The sequence below is a fragment of the Mesopusillimonas faecipullorum genome (assembly GCF_020539505.1).
Taxonomy (GTDB): Bacteria; Pseudomonadota; Gammaproteobacteria; order Burkholderiales; family Burkholderiaceae_B; genus Mesopusillimonas; species Mesopusillimonas faecipullorum.
This window is the reverse complement of record NZ_JACDXW010000004.1, coordinates 205,142-230,158: the sequence shown is the minus strand read 5'-3', so window position 1 is coordinate 230,158 and position 25,017 is coordinate 205,142. Positions and strand designations below refer to the sequence as shown.

Sequence of the window (25,017 nt, the reverse complement as noted above, 5' to 3'; positions counted from 1 at the left end):
TCGATGCTCTAGTTTTCCCTAGTTTTTTTACTAAAAAACTCGCCCGGCAGCATCGGTGCGTAACGTTTCACGGAGTCTGCCATGAACCGACCGCAACCCGATATCCGTATTTCAAACGCCAGTAGTCCGCTTTCGGCATTTCCACTGTTCCACTCGGATGATCTCGACGAAATCCGCAACCAGGTAGCGCGTGTCTTCAAACCTCATCACCTGCGTGTCGAAGGCGTGCGCCAACGCCCCGACACTCACATGGACCACGCTCCAATAGGCCCCGACACGTCGTTGAACCGTCTGCGCTATGGCGCCGATGTGCTTATCGAGCCCGACTGCTTGGGCGACTTTCTGCTGGTCCAGATGCCCTTGCAAGGCGCCGCGCATATACGCTGCGGTAACGAAACCATTGCTTCGCATCCCGGCCTGGCATCGGTACTGACCCCTTCCCTGCCCCTCAGCATGCACTGGTCTAGCCAATGCGATCAGATCGTGGTGCGCATCACCCGCAGCGCACTTGAGTCCATGTGTGGAGCACAGTTGGGCCATGCCTTGCCGCGCCCGCTCGAATTCAAGCTGGGTATGGAGCTCACCTCTCCGGCAGGCATGGGTTGGGCTCAGCTAATCGATACCTTGGCACTGACTTTGGCCCTGCATGGCGGCAAGTTGCCTCCCTTGCTGGCTACGCAGTTCGATCAACTGCTCATAGCCTCACTCCTTAGCAGCCAGCCGCACAACTACAGCCAGGCCTTGAACGCCGGCGCACGCCCTGCAGCCCCTGTGCATGTACAAAAAGCGCAGGCCTATCTGCAAGCCCATTGCGATCAAGCCGTCACCATCGAAGACCTCACCGCCTACACAGCCGTCAGCGCACGCAGCTTATACAAAGGGTTCAAAGAGCATCAGGGCATCAGCCCCATGGCGTATCTCAAACTGGTGCGCTTGCAGCGTGTACGCGAACGTTTGCTGCAAGCGCGCGAGGCCAACGAGGTTCTCCAGGTCACACAAGTTGCCATGGATTTCGGCTTTACCCATCTGGGGCACTTCAGCCAGGCTTATCGGCAACAGTTCGGCGAAACCCCTGGACAAACCTTGGGCCATTAAGAGCCACTCAGTACATCGCCTCCGGCCAGACCCGCACCCGCCCTGGGCTGGCGTGCCGCATGACGGGCCAGCAAACGTTGGTTCACCTTGCGATAGTCCGCAGCGCTGGCGGGTAACAACCATTGCTTGAAACGCGTCAGTTTGGATACGTTCATACCCATCTCATTGAGCATTTCATCAATGTTGTGCATGGAAAACGGAATGATGTTGGTACCTCTTGCATGCTTGCCTTCGGTACGCGCTTCCATCCAGCGCAAACGCTTGCGTATGCGCTGCTCACGCTCGGCCAGCGGCGGCAACGAGATGCCGCCCATAAGCTGGTAGGCTATCCACCAAGCCGCCACCTCGGCGCTGAGTGGGCTATAGAACGACGAGTTATAGCCGCAGAAGTGCAGGCGCGCCACATGCAAGGGAAGAATCTGGCGGTACAGTTGGAAGTTACCTCTTTCGTCCGTCAATTTATCTTGCAAGGACTGCGAGAAAAACGGCACGACTTGCTTGAAGCCGGTACCGCAGATGACGTAATCCGCAGGCACGATACGACCGTCGCTCAGCCAAGCGCTGGGGCGCCCTTCGTGTGCGCCCAGCCGCACGATCTCGCATTCTCGCGCCACCTCAGTCACACCACGCTCTACTTGGTCGTAAAGTTCGTCTGTGGCCAAACTGACCGTACTGCGGGCAATACGATCAAATGTACCTTCAGGCACCAGGCCCAGCTTTTCGAGTCGCAATTGCTTGGTAGCCACCGACTGCAATGACTTGATCATGCCGTCTCGCACACCCGAGCCGGCTCCATGCAGAAAGCGCTCAAAGCCCTTGTTCTCGATATAAGGAAACAAGCCCTCACCCATGCGCGTCAGCATGAGGTATTTGTAGTTCAGTACGTTCATGATCTTGCGCGGCATCTTCCACAACAGCTCTCGCGCAATGACTTTGGTAGAAGCAGCCACCTCGCCTACCGCCGCCGCGACATCGCAAGATGACTTGCCGTAGCCCACCACCAGCATGTGTTTACCCCGAGCCTGCTCCAAGTCGTGGAACTCAGAGGTAGCACACAGCACCCCGCCCGCTTCGCGATAAGCCTGCGCGCCCTCATAAGGCGGGATAAAGGGCTCGCTGAAAATGCCGTTGGCCACGATCAAATGCTCGCTGAGCTCAACCCGCTCTTCACCCGTCACGACATCACGCAGCGTCAGCACCCAGCCCTTGTCGGCATCGGGTTCGGCAGTGAGCACCTCGGTGTTCAGCCGCACATGCTCATTCAAGTGAAAGTGACGTGCATAGTCGGCCAGATAGGCTTGTACCTGCTCGCCCGACGGCCATTCCGGGTAAGACGACGGCATGGGAAAATCGGAAAAGTGGTAGGTGCCTTTATTGTTCTGGGTACGCAAGCCGGGATAGCGGCGTGAGCGACTCCATACCCCTCCGACATCCGGTGCTTTCTCGAACAATGTGACGTCATGGCCAAACTGGCGCAAAACCTTGGCGGTGCCCAGGCCGGCAAAACCGGCGCCGATGATTGCGATTTTCATATGTGGTCTCCTGTCTGATTATGTTCTTGTGCGGCCTTGGGGCCGCTTTTCGCCTGTGCCGTCTGCTTAATCACATAACAGCGGTATGGCCGGCACGCCTTGCTCCGGCCCCAAGGCGCTATAACCCCCATCTACGGGAAGATCTGCACCGGTAATGAATGAGGCCTGGGCTGAGCACAGGAAAACCACGCTCTGAGCCACTTCTTTCGGATCGCCCACTCGCCCCAGCATATGAAACGGCGCGGCGACCTTGTCGGTTTTAGCGCGGTCGCCATGCGTGAGCTCATTCATGATGCGCGACCACGTCCAGCCCGGAGAGACCGAGTTCACACGAATGCCGTCAGCGGCCAGATCCAGCGCCATATTGCGCGTCAACTGGGCAATGGCTGCCTTGGAAACCGGATACAACCAGCGCCCAGTCTGGGCGACTTTGGCACTGATGCTACTGAAGTTGACGATGGCGCCACCGCCGCGCTGCACCATGTGTGGCCGACACGCTTTCGTCATCATGACGGTTCCCACAACATTGACGCCCAACGTGGTGTGCCAGTCTTCCCTTGAGGAGTTCAGGCCATCATCGACATAGCTGCATGCCAGGTTGACGAGAAAATCCACGCCGCCATATTGCTGAACCGTCTGCGAGACACAGCGCTCTATGCTGACGTCCTGAGTCACGTCGGTTTCAATGAAAGTTGCGGCGCTCCCCAAACGCTCGGCTACGGCTTGGCCACCGGCTGTGTCGATGTCAGCCAGCACCACGCTCGCCCCTCGCGCTTTGAATTCCTCGGCAACCGCCGCACCGATCAAGGTTGCCGCGCCAGTGACAATCACCACTTTGCCTTTTATCGTTTCCATCTCTGTCTCCTTCCTGATTGTTGGGTGCAAGCCCACCCCATGCCAGAGGCGCCCGCGCATCCATGCGCTTCACTTGCATCGTTAGGAAGGATTATGAAAAGAGAGGACTGCCCACACTATCCCGTCAGCGCACGGGCGTATCCCACCAGCGCATCACTGGGGTTAATCCCTAGCGCAAAACAGGAAAAACAGGGACAAACAAGCGGCGCTAACGCCGGTTGGTGAGGGAAACACCGATCAGGGATAAGGCTCCGCCTATCAGCATAGAGATAAGAATGGGCTCATCCAGCAACACCGCTGAAAGAAGCACGGCAGAGATAGGAACAAGATTGGTGAACACCGCGGTTCTCGCCGGCCCCACCGCCTTGATGCCCTGGTAGTACCAGATGAATGCCGCCACCGTGCCCAACGCTCCGATATAAAAGAGGGAGACCCAAACCTGCCAATCCAGCCCTATCCAGTCCAGTGACAAGATATCGTCTGCTGCCCCAATCGCCATGAATAGCAGCCCCCACAACGATGCGTAGGTGGTAGCAGCAATGGGAGACAGGGACAAGGCCGTGCGCGATATCAGGGTATAGGCCACCCAACTCAGCACCGCCAGGCAGATCAACATCTCACCGATACCAAACGCCTGGCTAAGGTCATGCCAGGCTCCGGCGAAATCGCCTTTTACGATCACGATGACGGAACCCAGCATGGCCACGCCTATACCCAGCCATTGCCTGGCGTTCAAATGGTCTCCCAGCACCAGGCGTGCCGCCAGCGCGGTCACGACCGGGTTCAGCGCGATGAACAAGGCCGTTCGACCGGCCGGAATACGTGCCAATGCGCCAAAGAAAAACAGGTTGTAGAGAAAAATACCGCTCAGCCCCAAAGCCGCTGTCGTCAGAATCTGCTTGCGATTAAGCCGGGGTAAGCCGCCTTCAGAATGATAGGCAACCCCCACCAACAATATCGACGCCACAAAGAAACGCCCAAAAGCCGCCGCCATAAGCGGCAAAGACGCGGCAATGATCTTGCCTGCTATGAAAGAGCCTCCCCAAAAGACAGCTGTCAGGACCAACTTAAGCGCCATGACGGACGTCAGTTTGGGCTGTTTGGTAGCTACGGTGCGGGCGTGCTGGGGAAGCTCTGGAGGGCGTGTCATGGAGGGGGCGCATACATAGAGGCGAGCCGCCATCGTAATACAAAACCGCGTAAGCTGATCGCAAGATCGGCTTACGCGGTTTTGCTCGGCTTACTGCACCCAAGTGCTCGCACTTAACATACCTTGGCCAAGTGCATCATCAACTTACCCGGGAGCAGCAGCTTGACGCTTAATCCGTGATGAACTTGAGTGCCATAAAGCCTTCCAGAGAATCGTCCTTGATTTCCAACCATGGCTTAGGCAGCTTGGCCGCCATCGTGCCAGTCAAAGTCGAGGCATACGAAATATTGCGAAACTCCATGATGCTCGCGTCTTTGTCTTTTAGCCAAGACTTGAAAAGCTCTGCTTGCTTCTCTACCGGAAAATCGGGATAGTCAGTGCGCGAAACCAGATCACGTATGTATTTGGCCTGGAAATCTATGGACTCCAGCGGCGTGGCAAGTGTTTCGTGCTCTTGTTGCCAGACTTGCATATCCTGAAGGCGCGCTTGGTCATCCGGCAGTTGCACTCTGCCCAGAATCACGTCTCTTGCGTACCAGGCCTGTGCATCGAACATATTGAAAGTGAAGTACTGATCCTGCATACCCAAATAAATCAATTTGGGGTTGGGCTGAAAAAATATGCCTTTGTAAAGATTGTCGGGATACAGGCAGTTATGCGTTTGCAGACGCAACTCATCAGGCAGAAAAGGAAAATGGAACTGGTAACCAGTGCACATGATCACCGCATCAAAGCGCTTGCTGCTGCCGTCTTCAAAGTAGCCCACATTATCTTCCAGACGCAGCAAAAGAGGTCGCTCTTCTATGCCATCCGGCCAGTCGAAACCCATAGGCTCGCCACGATGGCTCAAGGTAACCGAACCCGCCCCGTATTTGTAGCACTGAGTGCCTATGTCTTCGGCAGAGTAGCTCCCGCCGACCAGCAGCAGATCCTGGCCCTGAAACTCCAGGGCGTCACGGAAATCATGGGCGTGCAGCACCCTGCCCGGAAACTGTTCCAAGCCTTCAAAGTAAGGCATATTGGGCGTAGAGAAGTGGCCTGTCGCCACGATCACGTAGTCGAACTCTTCGGTTTCTTGCTCACCGCTCTTGTGGTTCATTACCGTGACGGTGAACTTTTCGCTTTGTTCATCGTAGGTAATCCAACGCGCGGGGCACTCTAGCCGAATGTAGTTGAAGATGGCCCGCTTATCCAGGCGCCCCATGATGTAGTCTTTCAGGACTTCTCGCGGCGGATAAGACGGTATGGGTCGGCCAAAATGTTTGTCGAAAGAATAATCGGCAAACTCAAGACATTCTTTGGGTCCGTTAGACCACAAGTAGCGGTACATGCTGCCATGCACGGGCTCACCGTTTCTATCCAGCCCGGTACGCCATGTGTAGTTCCACATGCCGCCTATGTCGTTCTGCTTTTCATAGCAGACTATTTCGGGGAGGTCTTTCACTCCTGCTTTACGTGCAGCCTCGAAGGCTCTCAGCTGCGCCAAGCCACTGGGGCCGGCTCCCAAAATTGCGATTCTCTTACTCTGGGTCAAAACATACTCCTATAAAAGTCGTTGCTGACTAACGGTTTACACCTCGTTTGTGATGGGTTGTGCTGCCCGAGGATGGGCAGCGTGTAAGGATGGCTCCGAATAAAGCGGAGCAGCCAAGCAGAAGCTCGGCAAAAAAATACCTTGAAGGGAAAAATGCCGCTACGGGCAGCGCCCGACCGCATCACACGGTCGGGGCAAGGTATGAAGATCAGCTGGCGTCGCGGGACGCGCGGCGACGCTCGTGCTCGAGCAGGAAGCGCTTACGCAGACGAATGGACTTGGGCGTCACTTCAACCAGTTCGTCGTCGTCGATGAACTCAACGGCATACTCCAGCGTCAGCCTGATAGGCGTGACGAGGTCGATGTGCTCGTCTTTGCTGGTGGTACGAATGTTGGTCAGCTTTTTCTCGCGGATGGGGTTGACGACCAGATCATTGTCGCGCGTATGAATGCCGATGATCATGCCTTCGTACAATGCGTCGCCGGGGCTGACGAACATACGGCCACGATCTTGAAGCTTCCACAAAGCATAGGCCACTGCTGCGCCGTCATCCTGGCTGATCAGCACGCCATTACGGCGCTCGCCTACGGAGCCATCAAGCATGGGGCCATAGCTATCAAAAATATGGCTCATCAGACCCGTACCGCGAGTCAAAGTCATGAACTCGCTCTGGAAGCCGATCAAACCACGGGCGGGAATGCGATATTCCAAACGTACGCGGCCACGACCATCGGGCATCATATCTTGCAGCTCGCCCTTGCGACGACCGAGCTCTTCCATCACGCCGCCCTGGTGGGTTTCCTCAACGTCGACGGTCAACAACTCGAACGGCTCGTGCCTGACACCGTCTACCTCTTTGAACAACACGCGCGGGCGGGAAACCGCCAACTCATAACCTTCGCGGCGCATGTTTTCGACCAGAATGGTCAGGTGCAACTCGCCGCGGCCACGCACTTCGAAAATGGTGTCGTCGTCGGTGGGGTTGACACGCAGAGCCACGTTGGATTTAAGCTCGAGGTCGAGACGGTCACGCAATTGGCGGCTCGTAACGAACTTACCTTCACGGCCAGCCAACGGCGAGGTATTGACCATGAAATTCATGACCAAAGTAGGCTCGTCGATGCGCAGCATGGGTAAAGCTTCAGGCTCCAAGGGATCCATCAGCGTGCAACCGATACCGATGTCTTCAATACCATTGATGAGCACGATGTCGCCGGCTTCGGCCTCGGCCACTTGCACACGCTCCAGACCTTGGAACTTCTGCACTTGGTTGATACGACCCTTGAAAGCCTCGCTCTCGGGGCCGAACTTAACCAGGACATCCTGACCAGTCTTGATACGGCCACGGTTCACTCGGCCAATACCGATCTTGCCCACATAGCTGTTGTAATCAATGGAGATCACCTGCAATTGCAAGGGGCCATTGGGGTCATCGTCGCGCTGGGGCACATGCTTGAGAATGGCGTCGAACAAAGGACGCATATCGCCTTCACGTACGTCGGCTGTCAAGCCGGCAAAGCCGCCCAGGCCCGAAGCATACACGACGGGGAAGTCCAACTGCTCTTCAGTCGCACCCAGCTTGTCGAACAGATCGAAAGTCGCGTTGACGACGTAATCAGGGCGAGCTCCACCGCGATCAACCTTGTTGACCACGACGATAGGCTTCAAGCCAAGTTCCAGAGCCTTGCGCGTAACGAAACGCGTTTGGGGCATGGGGCCTTCGACAGCATCCACCAACAGCAACACACCGTCTACCATGGACAATACGCGCTCAACCTCGCCACCGAAGTCGGCGTGACCCGGGGTGTCGATGATATTGATGTGGGTGCCTTCGTAATTGACGGCACAGTTCTTGGACAAAATGGTAATGCCGCGTTCTTTCTCGATGTCGCCCGAGTCCATGACACGCTCGGACACCTGTTGGTTGTCTCGGAACGTGCCGGCTTGGCGCAACAATTGGTCAACCATCGTGGTCTTGCCATGATCGACGTGGGCGATAATGGCTACGTTACGCAATGCGCGCGTCATACTTGATCCTTTTGTTTGGTGGGAAGGGGCCACAGGTCGGCGGGCAAGGCTTCCATGGCGATCAATGCGGTTTGGGGGTTGGACATGGCTTGAAGGGCTTCTAAAGCTACCCCATCTGCCAGGTCAAAAGGGCCTACGCGAGTACGTCGCAATGCCGTCAGGTGCGCCCTGCACCCCAGGCTGCGCCCAATATCTTGGGCAAGCGTGCGAATATAAGTCCCTTTGCTGCAATGCACCCGCAAGCGGGCTTGCATAGGTTCAACAGCCAGCGGTTCAACTTCATACAGCGTCACGCGCCGCGCCGGACGTTCCAGCTCTATACCTTGGCGGGCGTACTCATACAACGGGCGCCCATCTCGTTTGAGCGCCGAATACATGGGTGGAATCTGCTCGATTTCACCCCTAAATGCAGGCAACACGGCTTCCAGCTGCTGAGCCGTAATACCTGAAAAATCTTCAGAGGCGCGCGCTGTCACTTCACCGGTCAGGTCTCCGGAATCTGTTTCCGTTCCCCAGGCCAGCGTTGCCTCGTACACCTTATCGGCCTCTAGCATCAGCCCTGCAATCTTGGTCGCACGCCCCAAACAGCATACGAGCAAACCCGTCGCAAAGGGATCCAATGTACCGGTATGACCCGCCTTGCGAGCATCTAGCGCACGCTTGGCGCGCTGTAAGGCGTGATTGCTGGACAGCCCTTCGGGTTTGTCCAGCAACAGCACGCCATCGAGCACCTGCCCGCGTCGGGAAGCCATCGTAAAGTCTCTTCTGGAAAAAAGTGGAAGCCACAACGACAGCCGTGCTTAAGCACGGTCGTCGGGGTCCTCGGGTTCGGCGGGCCGTGCCGCGTCGTAGACCACAGGCTGATTCGCCTGATCTATCAGTTGCGACAACTCTAGCCCGCGGGCTAACTGTTCGTCGAAAAAGAAACGCAAGGTGGGCACAGTATGTATGTGCAGCATCTTGAACAACAGTGAGTGCAGCCAACCGGCTTTCTCGTTGAGCGCAGCGGCGGCGGCCTCTGGTTCGGCGCCCAGCACTGTGAAATACACCTTGGCGTGGGCGTAATCAGCCGACAGCTCAAGCCCAGTCAGCGTTACCAGACCTACGCGCGCGACATCCAGCTCTCGCTGGATGAGCTGGGCAAGGTCTTTTTGAATCTGGTCAGCCAAGCGGGTGTTACGCCCGCTGGCCGGCCTGGTTTTGTGACGAGCCATAATTTATAGCGTACGGGCGATTTCGCGAACTTCGAAGACTTCGAGTTGGTCGCCCACTTGGATATCGTTGTTGCCCTTGAGGGTAATGCCGCAATCGAAACCGGATTTGACTTCCTTGACGTCGTCTTTGAAGCGACGCAGCGAGTCGATCGAGCCCGTCCATTGTACAACGTGGTTGCGCAGCAAACGCACCTGCGCATCGCGACGTACGATACCATCGGTAACCATACACCCTGCAATATTGCCGATACGCGACACCGTGAAGACTTCGCGTATGTCGACCATACCGATGACTTCCTCGCGCTTCTCGGGGGCCAACATGCCCGACATCGCACTACGCACATCGTCGATGGCATCGTAAATGATGTTGTAGTAGCGCAGGTCGATATCGTTGCCTTCGGCCAGCTTCTTGGCGCTTTGGTCGGCACGCACGTTAAAGGCAATGATGACCGCGTTGGAAGCAATCGCCAAGTTGACGTCGCTTTCGGACACGCCGCCCACTGCCGCATGCACCACTTGCACCCGGACTTCATCGGTGGAAAGCTTAAGCAGCGACTGCACCAAGGCCTCTTGCGAACCCTGCACATCAGTCTTGACGATGAGCGACAAGGTTTGCACGCCTTCGCCCAGGTTGTCGAACATGGACTCGAGTTTGGCTGCTTGCTGACGTGCCAGCTTGACGTCGCGGAACTTGCCTTGACGGAACAAGGCGATTTCACGTGCCTTGCGTTCGTCCTGCATGGCAATCACTTCGTCACCTGCTGCAGGCACTTCGGTGAGACCCTGAATTTCAACGGGGATGGAAGGACCAGCCTCGGAGACGGGCTTACCGTTCTCGTTGAGCATGGCTCGCACCCGACCATAGCTGGCACCTGCCAAGATAGCATCGCCGCGTTTGAGTGTGCCACTTTGTACCAACACTGTCGCAACCGGACCCCGCCCTTTATCGAGGCGAGCTTCAATCACCAGGCCCTTGGCCGGCGCTTCGACCGCTGCCGTCAATTCAAGGATTTCGGCTTGCAGCAACACGTTCTCGAGCAGATCGTCTATACCCTGGCCGGTCTTGGCCGAAACGGGTACGAAAGGCACATCACCGCCGTATTCTTCGGGCACGACCTCTTCGACGACCAACTCTTGCTTGACGCGCTCGGGATTGGCGTCGGGCTTGTCTATCTTGTTGATGGCAACGACCATAGGCACACCAGCCGCCTTGGCATGGTGAATGGCCTCACGCGTTTGCGGCATGACACCGTCGTCGGATGCCACCACCAGAATGACCACGTCGGTAGCCTTGGTGCCCCGTGCACGCATGGCGGTAAACGCCTCGTGGCCGGGGGTATCAAGGAATGTGACCATGCCACGTTCGGTTTTGACGCTGTATGCACCAATATGCTGCGTAATACCGCCTGCTTCGCCCGATGCGACCTTCGCACGGCGAATGTAATCCAGCAAAGAGGTCTTGCCGTGGTCGACGTGGCCCATGACAGTAACCACAGGGGCACGAGGCAGCGCCTCTGCTTGGGCTGCGTCTTCGCTTTCCAGGAAAGCCTCGGGGTCGTCCAACTTAGCCGCGATGGCAGTGTGGCCCAACTCTTCGACCACGATCATGGCGGTTTCTTGATCGAGCACCTGGTTGATGGTGACCATTTGACCAAGCTTCATCAACACCTTGATGACTTCGGCAGCCTTGACCGACATTTTGTGGGCCAGATCTGCCACCGTGATGGTTTCTGGCACGTGGATTTCACGCGCAATAAACTCTGTGACCTGAGGTTCACGACGATCGGGCTGATTCTTGCCACGGCCACCGCGCGAACCACCTCGACCCGCCTTGCCGCCGGCTTTCCAGCCGTCTGAGCGTGCCGTGTCAGCGCCGCCTTTTCCAGCAGCAGGTTTTTTGCGTGGCCCATCTTCTGTCCAGGCGCCGGGGTTATCGCTGCCCTTGACGACCTTCTTGACTTCGACGGCTGGGCTAGCGGTTTTGCCAGCGTCTTTCTTGGCTGCTTCGGGCTTGCCGGCTGGCTTGCGTAAAGTACCTGTTGTTTTAGCCGCCGCCTTTTCGGGGCTGCTGGCCTTAAGCACCTTACCGGGGCGATTCAACATCGCACGCAAAGCGGCGGCTTCGGCCTCGGCTGCTTTACGCGCTTTCTCGCGCTCGCGTTCTTGGGCTTGGATTTCGGCTGGATCGACAACAGGCGCGGCAGGAGCGGGGGCTTCAGCTGGGGCTGGCGCCTCGGCCTCTTGCTGCACGGGCGTTGCTTCGGCTTGAACTGGCTCGACCTCGGCTTGCGCCTCGGGAGCAGCCTCTTGAACGACAGGCTCTGGCTGGGCTTCAACCACAGGCACTTCGGGCACAGGGGCTTCTTCTTGAGCGACAGGCACTGGCTGCTCGGCGGGTTCGGGCGCGACAGGCTCTACCGGAGCGGGCTCTGCGACAGCGGGAGCCTCGATGACGGGAGCGTCTTGAACGTCATCGACTTGAGCTTCGGCAGCCGCATGCTCGAGATCGGCATCCGCTTGCTGAGCAGCTTCTTCGGCAGCTTTGGCCTCGGCCAGCAACTCGGCTGGATCGCGCTTGACGAACACGCGCTTTTTACGGACTTCGACCTGAATGGTACGCGACCTCCCCGACCCGTCTTCTTGGCGGATTTCGGAGGTCTGGCGACGCGTCAAGGTGATTTTCTTGCCTTCCGAGCCACGATTGGCGCGCAAGGATTCGAGCAGCCTCGCCTTGTCAGCGTCGGTGACACGGTCGTCGACCGACCTGATCTCAACACCTGCTTCGCGCAGCTGTTCCAGCAGCACCTTGGCAGGCATTTTCAGCTCTTCAGCGAACTGGGCGACGGTGTTACTCGACATTCGACTCTCTCTTAACTTGCTCTACAACTTCAATTCAAATAGGCGCGCATCCAGATGGCGCCGACTCATGGGCGCCTTAGTTCTCATCATCGAACCAATGCGCACGGGCACGCATGATCAGCGCGCTTGCTTCTTCCGGCTCTAGCTGTGCCATGGCGGCCAGCTCGTCGGTGGCCAGTTCGGCCAACTCGTCTAAAGTGCTGACATCGTGTTCGGCCAAAACAGCCGCCAACTCGGACGTCATGCCTTCCAGGGCCAACAAGGCAGGATCAGCATTCTTGACACGCTCTTCCTGAACGATGGCATCCGTCAGCAAAGCATTACGGGCACGAGTCCGAAGCTCTTGAATCGTATCTTCGTCGAAGGCTTCGATTTCAAGCAGCTCTTGCATAGGCACATAGGCGATTTCTTCAAGGCCGGTGAAGCCTTCATCGATAAGGATGTCAGCAACTTCCTCGTCGACATCCAGACGCGCCATGAAGGTTTGACGCAGCACTGAGCGCTCTTCTTCCTGACGATTCTGGTTTTCTTCGGGCGTCATGATGTTGATCTGCCAACCCGTCAGCTCGGAAGCCAGACGGACGTTTTGCCCGCGAGACCCAATAGCTTTAGGCAAGTTGTCGGAGTCAACCACGACGTCCATGGCGTGGCGATCTTCGTCAACGACGATGGATTCCACACTAGCAGGCGCGAGCGCACCTATGACGAACTCGGCCGGGTCATCAGACCAAAGCACGATATCGACTTGCTCGCCGCCCAATTCGTTACGCACAGCCGTGACACGCGAGCCACGCATACCCACACAAGTACCGATGGGGTCGATGCGCTTGTCGTAAGCCACCACAGCAATCTTGGCACGCACACCCGCATCACGAGCCGCAGCCTTGATCTCGAGCAGGCCTTGCTCGATTTCGGGCACTTCGTTCTCAAACAGTTGCTTGATGAACTCAGGCGCCGTACGGGACAGAATAATTTGCTGACCACGCGCAGCGCGATCCACCTTAAGCACCCAGGCGCGCACCCGGTCGCCGACGCGGATGTTTTCTTTGGGGATCATTTCTCCGCGCGGCAGACGTGCTTCGATCTTGCCGGTTTCGATAATGGCATCGCCCTTGTCGATACGCTTGACGCTACCGGACACGATCATTTCGCCGCGATCGAGGAAGTCGTTAAGCACTTGTTCGCGCTCGGCGTCGCGAATACGCTGCAAAATAGCTTGCTTGGCCGCCTGCGCGCCAATGCGCCCGAACTCTACGGGTTCGAGAGGCTCTTCAATATAGTCATCGACTTCGATGCCCGGCACCATTTCCTGAGCCTCGCTGAGAAGCTCCTGCTGATCGGGCTCTTGCAGGCCTGCCTCGTCGGGCACGACCAACCAGCGACGAAACCCTTCATGCTCGCCGGTTTCGCGATCGATGCTGACGCGTATATCGGCGTCTTCTTTGAACCGTTTTTTCATAGCAGAGGCCAACGCATTTTCCAATGCGCCGAACACCACTTCGCGTTCTACGTTCTTTTCGCGCGCCAGCGCATCAACCAATAGAAGAATTTCGCGACTCATCGCTTTTTACCCTTGAAATCAAGAACGGGGTTTAATTTCGCCCGATCGATATCACCATGTGTGAAGCTCAGCACCTTATCAGTGGGCTTGGCGTTCGCGTCTTCGAGAGCAATCTGGAAACGCATATCGGCCTCGGAAGAGGCAGACTCGTCGGATGAAGCACTGGGAAGCAAACAGCCGACAAATACCTTTTGGTTGTCCTGCGCTTGCCGCAACTTCACTTCCACCCTGTGCCCAGCAAATCTCTGGAAATCGGCCGCTGTACGCAGAGGCCTATCGACACCCGGAGAGGTGACTTCCAAGCGCCGGTAGTCGATGTTTTCGACCTCGTAGACCCGGGACAACTGCTTGGAGACTTGCTCGCAGTCTTCGATACGCACCCCTTCGGGCCTATCAATGATGATGCGCAACAACCCCATCGGTGCCTTTTCGACATCGATAAGTTCAACACCCATGCCGGATAAGGCCTCTTGGGTAAGGGTCAGCAGATCAGCCATACACTCAAAAAAAAAGGGCTGTACATCAGCCCACTGTTTTCACGCACGCAGCCAGCTGTTACAAAGCCAGGCCACGCACACAATCGAAAATGTGCCGCTATATTAACTGTGACCCTGCACCGGCAACCGCCCCGGCCAAACACAAACTAGGCAACAAGGCAACACCAAAAGCCAAACAGATATAGCTGTAAAGCCAGCTATTCTAACAGAAATTGGCCAAAAAATCATGTTGCAGCGACCACTTACGTCATTCAGTGGTCGCCGAACAACTCATCAGCGCTTCAAAAAGCCCAGCCGGGATTCGTGCGCTGAAGCCCCTCTTGGCTGCCAATCATCACCCCGGGCCGATGACCGCTTACGAGGCGCTTTGGTTTGCCCGGTTTTAGCACCCGTCTTGGCAGCAGGCTTGTCAAGCTTAGCCGCCGGAGCCCTGCCTTTGCGCGCCGCAGCATTTTGCTGCGCCTCTGGCTTACCCCCTGGCTTGCGCTTACCGCGCCCACCCGACTTTGGCTTTTGCTCGGGATGCCCATTGGCCAAGCCACCACTGACCGTCAAGCCCACACCGAAGGGATCGGAAGGAAATACATGACCGCCTGCCGAGGCCGGCGCACGACCACCCGACAAACGGCCACGGCGACTAATGCGCGCGCCGTTCAAACCGTTGCGCTCCATGGTGCCGAAACCAGGCGGCAGGGCATTCTCGTTGGACAAAGGCTGACGTTCGCGCCCATGCCCCTCTTCATCACCATCCGCATTGATGAGACCCAACTGGGCCATCAGCGCCGTGACAATCGGCGCGTCGAGCTCTTGCCAGCGACCGCGACGCAGACTACCCGGAAGCACGACTTCCCCGAAGCGGGTACGTATGAGCCGACTGACCGTAACCCCCGCCGCCTCGAACATGCGACGCACCTCGCGATTGCGTCCCTCATGCAGAGTCACGCGATACCAGCGATTACTGCCCTCCCCCCCCAGGAACTCCAAGGAACCGAATTTGGCAAGCCCATCTTCCAGCTCTATACCCTCAAGCAACCTGGCCTGCTGCTCGGGCACCAATTCGCCCAGCACACGCACAGCGTATTCGCGCTCGGCTCCATAGCGAGGATGCATCAGCCGGTTAGACAAGGCACCGGAGGTGGTAAGAATCAGCAGCCCTTCTGTATTGAGATCTAACCGCCCCACCGAAAGCCATTTTGCATTCTTGATTTTGGGCAGGCGCGCAAAGACCGTAGCGCGACCGGCCGGATCATCGTGACTAACAATCTCGCCGGCCGGCTTGTGATAAAGAATGACACGAGGCGGACGAGACTTGTTGCTACGCGCAACCAGCTTTCCGTTGACACGGACTTGATCATTAGGGCTAACACGCTGCCCAATATGGGCCGGCTCGCCATTGACCGACACACGGCCCGCCACGATCAACTCTTCCATTTCGCGACGCGAACCGACACCCGCCTCAGCCAACACCTTGTGCAGCTTAGGCATGACAGCCTCGCTGTTCAGGTACTTACTTAAACGCTGCTCTATCCGATCCGTCTTGCTCAGGTAGCCCAAAGCCTCGTCAGCCTCTTTGGAGGAACCAGCGTCTTTGGCGGCGGAATCTTTCTGTCCACCAGGCCCCTTGGCTGCCGGCTGCCTTCTACCTGCGTTAGCACCCCGGGCTCGCTTACGGGCAACGGGCGCAGCAGCCGGCGCCGGCGCAGATGCCGACTCGACCTCGACCTGAGCCTCGGGAGGGGCACCCTCGTTGCGCTCACCTTCGGCACGCTCAGCAGCGTCCCCACGACGCCGCCGGAAGGGAGTCCTCAGTTTGCGCCCCCGCCCTTTAGGCGCGGTCTGGCGAGGGTCTTCAGACGCCGCACCGCCGGCGGTCGGCTTTTTTTCCCGCTCGGCCTGCGCAACTGCGGTCTCACCCTGCTCTTTTGTGCTCATTTGGTATCAATACTCCATTTAACTCTTATCGAGATCTCCGTCCTTGCGGGCCTCGCCTTTGTTTATCCCGTCAGGCAAGCCAGCCCAACCCTCTGGGGTCGAAGAACTTTCAGCTTGCCCACTCATGACCTTTTGCTCAGAAGCACTGTCAGCGACCTTTGGATCACCCAAGACAATGCCACCCCCGACGGAAGACTCGGCCTCCGGGACCGCGGCAACGTCGGTATCGCCAGCACCTTCCTGCGAAGTAAACGATGCCAAATCCAGCCCCTCCAGAGCCTGCAGGCCGTCCTCGGGACGCCCTATATCGGGCAATTCGTCTAGAGCCGCGAGCCCGAGGTCATCAAGAAAGTGCCGTGTCGTACCCAGCAACGCAGGCCGCCCAGGCGCGTCTCTATGCCCCAGCACTTCTATCCATCCTCTGTCTTCAAGAGCTTTGATGATTTGCGACGATACCGTTACCCCCCGGATATCTTCGATATCGCCCCGCGTAACCGGCTGGCGCCAAGCAATGATTGCCAGGGTCTCCAGCACGGCGCGTGAATAACGCGGCGGTTTCTCGGGGTTGAGGCGCTCTAGGTAGCGCTGCATCTCGGGGCGGCTTTGAAACCGCCACCCGCTGGCAAGGCTGACGAGCGTCAAGCCACGCCCTGACCAATCTTGTTGTAATACGCCAAGACAACGACGCATTTCTTCAGTGGAAACATCTTCAGTTTCGAACAGCTTGCGCATCTCGGTGATGGGCATGGGCTGATCCGCACACAACAAGGCTGTTTCCAGGACACGTATGATCTCTGCTTCTGTCATCACAATTATATACAGTATGAAGCCCAGTTGGGGATTCGTTAGTTTGCACGAATGTTGGAAATGCGTTAATATTACATTTTTACGAACGAACAGACGCGGGGTGGAGCAGTCTGGCAGCTCGTCGGGCTCATAACCCGAAGGTCGTAGGTTCAAATCCTGCCCCCGCAACCACTTGCAAACTGGCCGGCCATTAACTTGGTCCGGCCAGTTTTCATTTCAGCCCCTCTCTTAGTAGCAGCCTCTTGTTTTACAGGGGGCTGCGTGCCAACTTTAAACTACTTAGCCTCTTCGTAGCTTAGCCAGCTCGCTGAATTCTCAATGCTAACGCACTGGCATTACACCATTGACGCAATGCCTATTTAGCCGTCTATCGACCTAGCCTTCTTATACGTTGCTGCAGCACCACAAACACACATAAAAACCCGGCCAAACTGGCGCTGTTGCATGCCCATGCATCCTATACAAGCGCTAACGACTTCGCCGTCATATTTACTGCTAAGATTTTTCAACAGTATGCACAGGAGTCATCTGGTGAAAAAATTATTGCTTGCAACGCTTTTAACTGCCTTGGCAGGTTGCGCCAGCACTGGCGGCGAACTTCCTACACAGGCGAATATCAATCTTAAGGATTACGCCGGAACCTGGTACGAACAAGCCCGCCTGCCCAATAGCTTTCAAAAGGACTGCGCAGGGGACGTTCAAGCCGACTACGTTCTGCAAGCAGACAATACGATAAGCGTGACCAATCAGTGCCGTACCCCGGACGGTAAGACCAAGATGGCTCAAGCCCAAGGTAGATTGGCAAAGGCAGTCAATCCACCAGACCCGGCAAAACTCGAGGTCAGGTTCGCTCCGGCCTGGACGTCCTGGATTCCTATGGTGTGGGGCGACTACTGGATCATGAAGACTGAAGGCGATTACCAGTATTCTTTGGTGGGTACCCCCGACCGCCAATACCTATGGGTTTTGTCCCGCGACAAGCAAGCAGACCAAGCAGTCGTAACACGTTTACTTGATTACGCAGCTTCGCAGGGCTTTGCCACTAACGAAGTCGTAAAAACAACTCAGTAAGCTCAAGATGTAGAGCCACGTCTTGGACCATAATAAGCTTTTTGAGCCGCGCTTCCCCGACTCTCCTTGGTGTCCACCTTTTTTCTCAGGAGTCCTAGTATGTCCAGAAAAATTGCCGTACTCGTTGGTAGCCTGCGCCAGGGTTCATTTACCCGCGCAATTGCGCAGACCATCATAGAAGAAAGTGCGGGGCAGCTTGAGGCCCGCTTCGTGGAAATTGGTGACTTACCGCTTTACAACCCCGACTTGGACACCGATACACCCCCGCCACAGTGGACGAGGTTTCGCTCAGAAATGGCCGAGGTAGAGGCTGTCTTATTTGCCACACCCGAATACAACCGCTCGTTCCCTGCCTCGCTCAAGAACGCGCTTGACGTAGGTTCGCGGCCATACGGCCATAGCATCTGGAACGGCAAACCTGCAGCAATCGTGAGTGTGTCGCCAGGTGCCATTGGCGCTTTTGGTGCCAACCACCACCTACGCCAAGCTTTGGTTTTCCTGAATATGCCACTTTTACAGCAGCCCGAAGCCTACATCGGCAAAGCCGCCGAAGTTGTAGATGAAAATGGCAAGGTGCATAGCCCCGACACGCGTGCATTCCTTAAAACATTTGCCGATACCTTCAGCCGCTGGATAGCACTGACCTCTCCTAAGTAACCCCAGCCCCAACATGCTATAAGACAGTCTTCCGTTCGCTTTATCTTTATGCCGTGACTATTGCCTTCGAGCTGACGGACGACCTGTCTAGCATCCCCCCTAACGAGTGGCAAGCTTTAAGCGGCCAGCAACCGTTTACGCAACATGCCTTTTTGCTGGCTTTGCAATCCAGTGCCTGCATAGGGCCTAGCACAGGGTGGCATGGCCGCCATTTGCTACTACGCCGCGATGGGCGTTTGGCCGGTGCCATGCCCATGTATTTGAAAACGCACTCTCAGGGCGAGTACGTTTTCGATCATGGGTGGGCCCATGCATTCGAACGCCACGGCCTGGCCTACTACCCGAAACTCGTCAGCGCCATTCCTTTTTCACCTGTCCCAGGCCCAAGATTATTAGCCTCGACACACGAAGATCGCGTGTTGCTGGCAAAGTACGCTGCGCATCTGACTCGGCAACAAGGCTTGTCGTCATTGCATGTACTGTTTCCCTGCGAATCCGACAGGCAAGCGCTTGATGAGGCCGGCTTCATGATGCGCGAGGACATACAGTTTCATTGGCAAAATCAGAGCTATCACGATTTCGAAGATTTCCTGTCTCGACTGAATCAAAAAACCCGTAAAAAACTTCGTCAAGACAGCAAGAAAGTCGCCCAGGCAGGCGTCACGTTCAGGTGGCTGGAGGGCAAGCAGATTGACCAGGCTGACTTGGCTTTCTTTTATCATTGTTATGCCGATACCTACCTCGTGCGCGGTAGGCACCCCTACTTGAATCTCGACTTCTTCCAGCGCTTACTTCGCGATATGCCCGAAGCACTCTTTATCGTGCAAGCCTGGCGCAACGAGAAGCCCATCGCTTGCGCGCTAAGTCTGCGCGATAAGCAAACGCTATACGGCCGCTATTGGGGTAGCACGGAATTTGTCCCCGGCCTGCATTTCGAAACCTGTTATATGCAGGCTATTGCGTATTGCATATCCCAAGGTCTACTGCGCTTTGAAGGCGGTGCCCAGGGTGAGCACAAGCTATCACGCGGAATGATGCCTATACGCACACATTCCGCGCACTGGATAGCTCATCCAGCCTACGCCAAGGCCATTCAAGATTTTCTACAACGAGAGACCACCGCGGTGGGGCAGTATATGAATGCCCTGCAAGAGCATAGCCCCTTCAGAAGAGCAGACGCTGATTGAAGGCCAGAGGCGCCCAAACGGCTTTATTTTTTATCGTCGTTGGGCGGCTTGCCAAATGGAAAAACCGAGAACATCGAGCGGGTTTGATCTTGCATTTGATCTTGCATTTGCACGAACAGATTTTTGCTCTGGTCTATGTAATTGTTCATCATGTTCTGCATCATCGGTGCTTGAACCGACATGAACTGCGCCCAGGTATCGGGGCCCAACTGATTGCCATACAAGCCTTTGGATTGCTCAGCCACTCGATCCTGAATTTCCATGAAGGTCTGGATGTTTTTCTCGAGATAGGAGCCCATCACCCCCTGCATGGAATGACCATAGAAGCGGATGATCTGACGCAGCGCAATAGGAGAAAACAACGGCACCCCGCCGCTTTCCTCTTCGAGAATAATCTGCAACAAAATACTGCGTGTCAGATTCTCGCCTGACTTGGCATCCACCACCTCGAAATCTTCGGTGTCCAAAACCAGCTGCTTGATGTCGGCCAAGGTAATGTAGGCACTCGTGCGAGTGTCGTATAGACGACGGTTGGGGTACTTCTTGATCAGACGGGAAGTGTCGTCGCGATTATGAGCTTGGGTCATATGTTGTCGAGAAATTCAGGGTTTGAAAAACGGGCTGCGCGCTTAAACAGCAAGAGCGCAGGCCCTGGTGCCCTGCCTTTAACCCATGTGCAGGCCACCGTTAAGCGAAAAATCAGCGCCGGTAGCAAAGCCTGCGTCATCCGACGCCAACCAAGCCGCCATTGAGGCAATCTCTTCGGGCGTACCCAAGCGTCGAACAGGAATGGTAGCAACGATTTTTTCGAGTACTTCCGGGCGCATGGCTCGTACCATTTCCGTACCAATATAACCCGGGGAGATCGTATTCACCGTCACGCCCTTGCTAGCCACCTCTTGGGCCAGCGCCATGGTGAAACCATGGATGCCGGCTTTGGCCGTGGAGTAGTTGGTTTGGCCAAATTGGCCTTTTTGACCATTGACCGAGCTGATATTGATGATGCGCCCCCATTGCTGCTCGACCATCCCTTCGATAACCTGCTTGGTAACGTTGAAAAGACTGTTCAGGTTGGTGTCCATAACGGCACTCCAGTCCTCCAGGGACATCTTGCGAAACAAGCCGTCTCGTGTAATGCCCGCATTGTTGACCAGCACCGATATCGGCCCAATATCGGCTTTGACTTTCTCGAAAGCCTCGAGAGTGGAACGCCAGTCGGAGACATTGCCTACTGATGCATGAAACGAAAACCCTTCAGCAGCTTGCTCATCCAGCCATTGCTGGTAGTTACGGCTAGGCCCGCAGCCCGCCACCACGGTGAAGCCTTCTTTAGCCAATCGACGGCAAATGGCGGTTCCGATACCCCCCATGCCCCCCGTTACATATGCAACTTTGCTGCTCATAAACATCTCTCCTAGGCGAATCATGCCGCGAACACAGCCTGACCAAAAATTTGCAATCGACTAGATCAACCACCCCTGCCGAAGTGAACCACTACCACGCCTTGTTGCAATTGCCGCTGATTAAGAACCGACAATATCTGGCAAGGCTTAACGCTAAAACCGCGAATCTGTTTTTATAAAGCGCGCACCTTCGCATAGCGACCAGGAGCCGCCTCTATCGGCGAAAACTTGGCATTTCCACAAGTTTTTACGGCTTTGCGCTTGGGCCCCGAGTGGCTGGCCATCCACTGTGCCCAGTCTGGCCACCAACTACCACGGTGCTCTTGAGCCTGCTCTAACCATTGCTGAGGGTCTGCCGGTATTTGGTCGCAACCATAAGCGATTTCATCGTGCGCCCAATAAGAACGCCGACCGGACTTGGGCGGGTTGATGACGCCTGCGATATGACCCGAAGCCCCCAGAACGAACCTTTGGGGCCCTTTCAGCAAAGCGGTGCTGGCATACGCTGAACGCCATGGCACGATGTGATCTTCGCGAGAGCCATAAACATACGCCGGCATATCGAGCACGCCAAAGTTCAGGCGGTGACCATCGATCTCTATGGCGCCCGGCTCTTTGAGCCGATTTTCAAGGTAGGCATTACGCAAGTACCAAGCAAAGAAAGGACCAGGCAGGTTCGTGCCGTCGCTGTTCCAGTAAAGCAAATCGAAGGGGGGTGGAACCTCGCCCTTAAGATAGTTGCTGACTACGTAGTTCCAGACTAGTTCGTTAGGACGCAGGAATGAGAAGGTGGTCGCGAGCTCTCGGGCTGTCATGAGACCGCCCTTGCCCATTTGCCGCTCGCGCGTCTGTACATGAAGTTCGTCGATGAACACCTCGAGAATGCCCGGGTCTTTGAAGTCGAGCAGCGTCGTCAACAAAGTCAGGCTTGCTACGGGGTCATCGCCCTGGGCATGCGCCAGCGCCAAGGCGCTGGAGAGCAAGGTGCCACCGACACAAAAACCCAAAGCATTGATTTTGGGCTGCCGCGTCACACCTTGCACAACCTCTATGGCCTGCAGTACGCCTTCCTTGAGGTAATCGCTCCAGCCTGCACTGAGTATGCCGTCATCGTCGTCGGGCAGAGGGTTGCGCCACGACACCAAAAACACGCGAAAGCCCGATTCCAAGGCGTAACGTACAAAGGAGTTCTCGGGTTGAAGATCGAGAATGTAGTACTTGTTGATGCAAGGCGGAACCATCAGCAAGGGCCGTTGATGCACGGTAGGGGTGAGCGGCTCGTACTGAATCACCTGCATCAAGTGATTTTCGTAGATAACCTGACCAGGAGTGATGGCCAAGTTCCCGCCGACCTCGAACCCTGACTCATCCGTTTGGGACATGCGCCCCTGCTGCACATCGTGCATGAAGTTATTAAGGCCGTCTAGCAGCGACTGGCCCTTGCTGTCGAGTAGCGTTTGAAGCGCGTCGGGATTGGTAGCCAGAAAATTACTGGGCGCCCAGGCATCTAGCCATTGCTGCACGCCAAAGCGCATACGGTCGCGCATGGGTTCGGGCATTTGGGCAGATTCGACCATGCTTTGCATGGCATGTGCGGAGAGCAAGTAGGCATGGGCCATTAACATGGCCCCCTGGTTAGCGGACCAGGCTTGCGCACGGAAGCGTCGGTCGGAAGGGCTAGCCAATGAACCATCACGCGCGGCAGCCAGCACTTTTTGCCAGCCCCGCGAAAATTGTGCCTGAATTTCGACCAGTGCCTCGGGCGGAATGCCAAGCGGCATAGGCCAATCTGTATCTTGCGGGGCTTTCATTTTTTGCTACCTAATCGTAAAACCTTGAAAGGAATAGTCTCCGGTCACGACCCTACTGTCAATCAGGGTAGTCTCTAGGGTCGGACGTTCGCCATGCCACCGTAACCATGCGCCCACAAGGTTGTTGCCGCCTATGTGAAAAGAACAAGTCGGCTCGCTGGTACGTGCACAGCCGGCTTTGCCAGACCTGCGCAACTCCCATACGCGTGAGTCGATATTCAGCCAAACCGGCAAGGTCAGCCATCCATTTATCGGCTTCAGCTTTAGGCTGAAAATAGCTTGCTGTCGCCTCGTCTTCAGCAACAAAGGCTTGCCGTACCACTGCGCCTACCTCGAAGTGCTCGCGCCCTATCCCTGGCCCTATCCAGGCGCGCCAGATCGGCTGGGAGCTCGAGAGGCGAGCCCGCAAACGCATCAAGGTTTCTTCCAGCACACCGGCCGCCAGCCCACGCCAGCCGGCATGTGCCACGGCCACCACCCGTCCCAGGGTATCGCCCAGGACGACCGGCAGACAATCCGCCGTCATGATGGCGAGCACTTGAGTGGGTTGCGCTGTCAGCAGTGCGTCGGCTTGCGGCCTCTGCCCTTTTTCATTATCCGCTTCGAAAACGGCAGTACCGTGCACTTGTTCGACCCATACGGGCTGACTGGGCACAGCCCTGGCCACACGCGCGCGATTCTCTTGTACTGCCACCTCGTCGTCTCCAACGTGCAAACCCACATTAAAAGTATCGTAGGGGGCCAAACTTACACCACCATGACGTGTGGTAGAAAAGTAACGTATGCCCTGCCATGCAGGGCCCTCCACTACCTCAAAGGGCGCTCGTCCGAATCCGTCCATGTGATCTCCGTACTGACTGCGGCGAAATCCCCGGGTGGGTCAGCCTGAAACTCGACACGTTCACCCGTCGCCATGTCATCAAACGCCAAGCGTCGCGCATGCAACATCTGGCGCTCAGCCCCGGCAAGCTTTTGACCGCCATACAAAACGTCGCCAAGCAAAGGGTGGCCCAACGCTTGGAGGTGCACACGTATCTGGTGGGTGCGCCCCGTTTCAAGTCGGCAAAGCACGGTGGAAACGTGTGCCTGTCCGACAAACCCCGAACGAACACACTGATAGTGAGTCATAGCCGGCTTGGCAGCGATAGGCTGGGTGACCGTCATACGTACCGGCACTCTGGGGTCACGCCCGATAGGGCGGTCTATCGTACCCTGGCCGAGTACTTCGCCATGCACCATGGCCAAGTACTCGCGCTTTACCGAGCGAGCCTGCAGTTGCCTGACCAAAGAGGTTTGAGCGGCTTCGTTGCGGGCCACTACCAGCAAACCTGAGGTGTCTTTATCCAAGCGGTGAACAATGCCGGCTCTGGCCACATGAGCCAACTCGGGAAAGTGATGCAGCAGGCCGTTGAGCAAGGTGCCGCTCCAGTTTCCCGCCCCCGGATGCGTTACCAGGCCCGCCGGCTTGTTCAGGACCACCCAATCGGGGCTTTGCGCGACGATGTCCAGGGCAATGGCTTCGGGTTGAAACGCCAACTGCGCGGGACCAGGCTGCGGAAACACCAACAGCTGGTCGGCAGGCCCGACTGATTGACGCACTTTAGCCGGCACACCATTGACGAGCACATGGCCGGCTTCTATCCAGGACTGCAGCCGACTGCGTGAATGTTCGGGCACCAAGCGCGCCAAGACCTTATCCAGGCGCTCGGGTAGGCTGTCAAGGGGCAGCTCGAAAGCCAGCTGTGCTTCGTGCACGGCAGAGCTTTCTTCTTCAGTGTTTGTGTCAAGCATGGCGACAAATCATATAATCTCCCGTGCAATGC

At 56.5% G+C, this 25,017-nt stretch carries 20 protein-coding genes, 1 tRNA gene and 1 pseudogene; 5 read left to right on the top strand and 17 right to left on the bottom strand.

Translation table 11 applies throughout. The features are described 5' to 3' along the window. Positions 1 to 81: 81 nt before the first annotated feature. The gene (locus H0484_RS09370) at positions 82 to 1,095 is read left to right on the top strand and encodes an AraC family transcriptional regulator (RefSeq protein ID WP_226954310.1); all 1,014 of its coding nucleotides are present in this window, start codon (positions 82 to 84) and stop codon (positions 1,093 to 1,095) included. On the opposite strand, the gene H0484_RS09365 is transcribed toward H0484_RS09370, so the two are convergent. The 12 genes and pseudogenes from H0484_RS09365 to scpB form a co-directional block, all read right to left on the bottom strand. After that, on the bottom strand, positions 1,092 to 2,627 hold the full coding sequence (locus H0484_RS09365) for a flavin-containing monooxygenase (protein ID WP_226954309.1): 1,536 nt from the start codon (positions 2,625 to 2,627) through the stop codon (positions 1,092 to 1,094). The genes H0484_RS09370 and H0484_RS09365 overlap by 4 nt on opposite strands. Positions 2,628 to 2,693: 66 nt before the next feature. Then, complete coding sequence (locus tag H0484_RS09360) at positions 2,694 to 3,482, bottom strand: SDR family oxidoreductase (RefSeq protein ID WP_226954308.1); 789 nt, start codon at positions 3,480 to 3,482, stop codon at positions 2,694 to 2,696. Positions 3,483 to 3,690: 208 nt separating this feature from the next. After that, the gene (locus tag H0484_RS09355) at positions 3,691 to 4,632 is read right to left on the bottom strand and encodes a DMT family transporter (RefSeq protein WP_226954307.1); all 942 of its coding nucleotides are present in this window, start codon (positions 4,630 to 4,632) and stop codon (positions 3,691 to 3,693) included. A 169-nt stretch (positions 4,633 to 4,801) separates the two neighbouring features. Continuing rightward, entirely contained in the window at positions 4,802 to 6,166 is a 1,365-nt protein-coding gene (locus tag H0484_RS09350) for an NAD(P)-binding domain-containing protein (RefSeq protein WP_226954306.1), read from the bottom strand. 208 nt (positions 6,167 to 6,374) lie between these two features. Then, complete coding sequence (typA, locus tag H0484_RS09345; RefSeq protein WP_226954305.1) at positions 6,375 to 8,195, bottom strand: translational GTPase TypA; 1,821 nt, start codon at positions 8,193 to 8,195, stop codon at positions 6,375 to 6,377. Beyond that, positions 8,192 to 8,947 (bottom strand): tRNA pseudouridine(55) synthase TruB, encoded by a 756-nt coding sequence (truB, locus tag H0484_RS09340; RefSeq protein WP_226954304.1) that lies wholly within the window; start codon positions 8,945 to 8,947, stop codon positions 8,192 to 8,194. The genes typA and truB overlap by 4 nt, the downstream gene beginning before the upstream one ends. Before the next feature lie 48 nt (positions 8,948 to 8,995). Next, positions 8,996 to 9,409 (bottom strand): 30S ribosome-binding factor RbfA, encoded by a 414-nt coding sequence (rbfA, locus tag H0484_RS09335; RefSeq protein WP_226954303.1) that lies wholly within the window; start codon positions 9,407 to 9,409, stop codon positions 8,996 to 8,998. Between the two features lie 3 nt (positions 9,410 to 9,412). Then, positions 9,413 to 12,268: a translation initiation factor IF-2 gene (gene infB, locus H0484_RS09330; RefSeq protein WP_226954302.1), complete on the bottom strand. Its 2,856-nt coding sequence runs from the start codon at positions 12,266 to 12,268 to the stop codon at positions 9,413 to 9,415. Positions 12,269 to 12,344: 76 nt separating this feature from the next. Then, positions 12,345 to 13,829, bottom strand: coding sequence for a transcription termination factor NusA (gene nusA, locus H0484_RS09325; protein ID WP_226954301.1), 1,485 nt, complete (start codon positions 13,827 to 13,829; stop codon positions 12,345 to 12,347). Continuing rightward, a complete protein-coding gene (gene rimP, locus H0484_RS09320; RefSeq protein WP_226954300.1) occupies positions 13,826 to 14,326 on the bottom strand; it encodes a ribosome maturation factor RimP in 501 nt (166 codons plus the stop codon). The genes nusA and rimP overlap by 4 nt, the downstream gene beginning before the upstream one ends. Before the next feature lie 273 nt (positions 14,327 to 14,599). Then, positions 14,600 to 16,258 (bottom strand): pseudouridine synthase, encoded by a 1,659-nt coding sequence (locus H0484_RS09315; RefSeq protein ID WP_226954299.1) that lies wholly within the window; start codon positions 16,256 to 16,258, stop codon positions 14,600 to 14,602. A gap of 90 nt (positions 16,259 to 16,348) precedes the next feature. Continuing rightward, positions 16,349 to 17,065, bottom strand: a pseudogene (gene scpB / locus H0484_RS09310) (SMC-Scp complex subunit ScpB); the annotation flags it as partial. Positions 17,066 to 17,159: 94 nt separating this feature from the next. Here scpB and H0484_RS09305 point away from each other — a divergent pair. From H0484_RS09305 to H0484_RS09290, 4 genes are all read left to right on the top strand, one after another. Further along, a tRNA-Met gene (locus tag H0484_RS09305) sits at positions 17,160 to 17,236 on the top strand. Positions 17,237 to 17,596: 360 nt separating this feature from the next. Continuing rightward, on the top strand, positions 17,597 to 18,136 hold the full coding sequence (locus H0484_RS09300) for a lipocalin family protein (RefSeq protein WP_226954298.1): 540 nt from the start codon (positions 17,597 to 17,599) through the stop codon (positions 18,134 to 18,136). 99 nt (positions 18,137 to 18,235) lie between these two features. Continuing rightward, positions 18,236 to 18,793, top strand: a complete 558-nt coding sequence (locus H0484_RS09295; RefSeq protein ID WP_226954297.1) for an NADPH-dependent FMN reductase — start codon at positions 18,236 to 18,238, stop codon at positions 18,791 to 18,793. A gap of 53 nt (positions 18,794 to 18,846) precedes the next feature. Beyond that, a complete protein-coding gene (locus tag H0484_RS09290; protein WP_226954296.1) occupies positions 18,847 to 19,980 on the top strand; it encodes a GNAT family N-acetyltransferase in 1,134 nt (377 codons plus the stop codon). Between the two features lie 23 nt (positions 19,981 to 20,003). Here the strand turns inward: H0484_RS09290 and phaR are convergent, their stop codons facing one another. The 5 genes from phaR to H0484_RS09265 all read right to left on the bottom strand — a co-directional run bounded on the left by phaR (position 20,004) and on the right by H0484_RS09265 (position 24,985). After that, positions 20,004 to 20,567 (bottom strand): polyhydroxyalkanoate synthesis repressor PhaR, encoded by a 564-nt coding sequence (phaR, locus tag H0484_RS09285; RefSeq protein ID WP_226954295.1) that lies wholly within the window; start codon positions 20,565 to 20,567, stop codon positions 20,004 to 20,006. Positions 20,568 to 20,645: 78 nt separating this feature from the next. Continuing rightward, positions 20,646 to 21,383, bottom strand: coding sequence for an acetoacetyl-CoA reductase (phbB, locus tag H0484_RS09280; RefSeq protein ID WP_226954294.1), 738 nt, complete (start codon positions 21,381 to 21,383; stop codon positions 20,646 to 20,648). 173 nt (positions 21,384 to 21,556) lie between these two features. Beyond that, the gene (locus H0484_RS09275) at positions 21,557 to 23,194 is read right to left on the bottom strand and encodes a PHA/PHB synthase family protein (RefSeq protein WP_226954293.1); all 1,638 of its coding nucleotides are present in this window, start codon (positions 23,192 to 23,194) and stop codon (positions 21,557 to 21,559) included. A 58-nt stretch (positions 23,195 to 23,252) separates the two neighbouring features. After that, entirely contained in the window at positions 23,253 to 24,035 is a 783-nt protein-coding gene (gene pgeF, locus H0484_RS09270) for a peptidoglycan editing factor PgeF (RefSeq protein WP_226954292.1), read from the bottom strand. Beyond that, the gene (locus H0484_RS09265; RefSeq protein WP_226954291.1) at positions 24,002 to 24,985 is read right to left on the bottom strand and encodes an RluA family pseudouridine synthase; all 984 of its coding nucleotides are present in this window, start codon (positions 24,983 to 24,985) and stop codon (positions 24,002 to 24,004) included. The genes pgeF and H0484_RS09265 overlap by 34 nt, the downstream gene beginning before the upstream one ends. Between the last annotated feature and the right edge of the window lie 32 nt (positions 24,986 to 25,017).